A 2,675-nucleotide genomic window follows, 5' to 3' on the forward strand; every position below is an offset into this window, starting at 1 on the left:
CCCGACGGTCGCCTGCTGACCCTCGGCGGCAAGACCGGCACCGGCGACAACCGGGTCGAAACCGTCGGCCGGGGCGGCCGCGTACTCAGCTCACGGACGATTAACCGCACCGCCACCTTCGTCTTCTTCATCGGCCCGCGCCATTACGGCACCCTCACCGCCTTCGTCCCCGGTAGCGCCGCCGAGAAATTCACCTTCACCTCGGCGCTGCCGGTGCAGGTACTCAAAGGCATGGCGCCGATCCTCGCACCCTATCTGCAGCCGGGTAGCTACAGCCAATGCGTCGCCCCACTGACACCGGTGCAGGCCAGCTGGCAGTAGCCATCGGGCGTAATCTGCAAGGGCTGCAAGAGCCATCCCTCCCGGATCCCGTAGCCCGGACAAACCCAAGCGCAATCCGGGATACGGCAGGGCCATACGGCCCTCCCCGGATTGCATCCGGGTTACGGATCTAAGCGCCCCTCCTACAGGGGTCGCGGTGCTCTTGTGGGAGCGGCTTTAGCCGCGAATATTTGGCAGGTTGCGGCCCTTCGCGGCCATGGACCGCTCCTACGGGAGGCGTGCTGTCCATATACGGACAAGCCCAGGCGCGGGTCAGGCCTTCTGCTGCAGGCGGATATACAGCGCCTCGACCTTCTCCCGCGCCCAGGGGGTCTTGCGCAGGAAGGTCAGGCTGGACTTGATGCTCGGGTCGCTCTTGAAGCAGCGGATATCGATGCGCGCCGCCAGGCCGTCCCAGCCCAACTTGGCCACCAGGTCGTTGAGGATGGCTTCCAGGGTGACGCCATGCAGCGGGTCTTTCGGCGATTGAGTCATGCGGAACCTGTGTCGACAGCGTGGCGAGGCGCACCGGCTGACAGGTTCGGAGCGCGCGAAGGGACACATTCTGACCTGACTCCCCGGCCAGCTCCAGCGCAAAAACGCCGCCCCCGGCTCTGCGTCCCCGGCCAGCCTCAACGAGCGTCGATGATGAACGGCAGTTCGAGGTTCTGTGCCGGGTCGAACTGGCGACGGGCGGTATGGTTGAGATGGCGGCCGTAGACGTGAAACGACAGGCTGGTGTGCGGGGTTTCATTGACCACGCTGTGGATGCTGCCGCTGGGCATCGCCAGCACCTGCCCGGGCGCAATGCACTGCTCGTCCATGCGCCGCAGCTCGGCATAACCGGGGCGCGTGGCATCGTCCAGGCGCTGCCAGAAGATATTGCGCTCACTGCCGTCGACGCCCACCACCACCGCCCAGGTGTCGTGATCATGGGGCGGCACGCCGCGTCCGGGCAGCCAGCTGTCGACCACCACGAACAGCGACTGATCGGCCTCGACGTGCAGCAGACTGGTGCCAAAGCCCAGCTGCGGATCGGCGCTGTACATGTCCGCCCGCAGCCAGCCGCGTTCGGCGACGACCCGCCTGGCCAGCGGTGCGACTTGTGCCAGCAGGCTGGCCTCGTCGGCGGCGGCGGTCGCGACGATGCGCCGCAGATCTCCGATAAAGCGCTCCAGGGTGTAACTAGCGATGCTCATGCACAATCTCCAGCCCAGTCGCAACCTGGGCAGCCGTGATAAAAAATCCCGTCTCCGAGAAAGAGGCAGGCCCTTGTTTCACCCCACGCGCAAGGCTCAGCTGGCCGAGGCGCGCGGGTCGTCAGCGCTGGTCAATTGCAGGCTGGCTGCAGGTTCGCTCAGCAGGGCGCGATGCAGGGCCATGGCCATCAGCGCCAGGATCACCGCGATCGGCAAGGCGGCGCACTTCTGACACATGATTCCCACACCAACAATCAATGAGTTTTAATCATTAATCGCCTCACTACAGCGTTTGTTTCCGCCTCCCCTAAACAGCGCTCGAGCTTGCACACGGTTCACCACCCCGAGCGGGGAACATCACTATCCATACGTTTGCCAAGTGCATCCGCACGCCACGCCAAGACTTGGCGAACGGATGATTATTTGGCGGCTGACCATAGGGTCACTGGGCAACCCAAAAGCATTCCATCCACGTCCTCCGCCGATCCATTCGCGCCAGATCTGGCGCAAGTAGCTCAGCCAACGACAGAGGCAGGCGAGGCGCCTGCCTCGTCGGCGAGACCGAAGGTCAGCCGCGCGGTTCCTGGCTCAGCGCCTTGAGAAAGCCGATCATCAGGAACAGCATCAGCACCATGAACGGCAGGCCCATGGCCACGGCCCCGGCCTGAATGCCTTTGAGCGCCGTATCACCGCCAATCACGAACAAGGTGATGGTCACCAGGGCAATCATCACCAGCCAGAGCACGCGCTGCACCGGCGAGGTACCCGGGTCGCCTCCCGCCGCCAGGTTGTCGACCACCAGGGCACCGGAGTCCATGGAGGTGACCATGAAGATGACCAGCAGGACCACCACCAGCACCGAAGTGACGGCCGCCAGCGGCAGCATTTCGAGGAACTGGAAGATCGCCATGTTGACGTCCGTCAGACCGGCTGCCAGCGCGCCACTGCCGTCGATGACCTGGGCTATGGCGCCGCCACCGAAGGCGCTGAACCAGAAGATCGCCACTATGGTCGACACCACCATTACCACGCCGACCATCTGCCGCAGCGTGCGGCCCCGGGAGACGCGGGCGACGAACACCCCGACCAGCGGACCCCAGGTGCACCACCAGGCCCAATAGAACACGGTCCAGCCCTGGAACCAGTCCTGGTCCG

General features: G+C 64.8%; 4 protein-coding genes and 1 pseudogene. 1 reads left to right on the forward strand and 4 read right to left on the reverse strand.

Annotated features, from left to right (window positions below):
• Positions 1–321: pseudogene (locus tag ABZE94_RS21160) on the forward strand (glycosyl transferase family 51); the annotation flags it as partial.
• 273 nt (positions 322–594) lie between these two features.
• Here ABZE94_RS21160 and ABZE94_RS21165 read toward each other — a convergent pair.
• From ABZE94_RS21165 to ABZE94_RS21180, 4 genes are all read right to left on the reverse strand, one after another.
• The gene (locus tag ABZE94_RS21165) at positions 595–816 is read right to left on the reverse strand and encodes a VF530 family DNA-binding protein (RefSeq protein WP_372878157.1); all 222 of its coding nucleotides are present in this window, start codon (positions 814–816) and stop codon (positions 595–597) included.
• Between the two features lie 137 nt (positions 817–953).
• On the reverse strand, positions 954–1,520 hold the full coding sequence (locus tag ABZE94_RS21170) for a hypothetical protein (protein ID WP_372878159.1): 567 nt from the start codon (positions 1,518–1,520) through the stop codon (positions 954–956).
• Positions 1,521–1,616: 96 nt separating this feature from the next.
• Positions 1,617–1,757, reverse strand: coding sequence for a hypothetical protein (locus ABZE94_RS21175; RefSeq protein WP_372878161.1), 141 nt, complete (start codon positions 1,755–1,757; stop codon positions 1,617–1,619).
• Between the two features lie 331 nt (positions 1,758–2,088).
• Positions 2,089–2,675, reverse strand: a 587-nt coding sequence (locus ABZE94_RS21180) for a BCCT family transporter (protein ID WP_372878163.1), incomplete at its 5' end; no start/stop codon positions are given.

The organism is Pseudomonas sp. (assembly GCF_041601375.1).
In the GTDB taxonomy this organism is placed as follows: domain Bacteria; phylum Pseudomonadota; class Gammaproteobacteria; order Pseudomonadales; family Pseudomonadaceae; genus Aquipseudomonas.

Bases quoted from the DNA above. Each gene is read 5' to 3' on its own strand.
- ABZE94_RS21165 (WP_372878157.1), bottom strand. From the start codon at position 816: ATGACTCAATCGCCGAAAGACCCGCTGCATGGCGTCACCCTGGAAGCC.
- ABZE94_RS21170 (WP_372878159.1), bottom strand. From the start codon at position 1,520: ATGAGCATCGCTAGTTACACCCTGGAGCGCTTTATCGGAGATCTGCGG.
- ABZE94_RS21175 (WP_372878161.1), bottom strand. From the start codon at position 1,757: ATGTGTCAGAAGTGCGCCGCCTTGCCGATCGCGGTGATCCTGGCGCTG.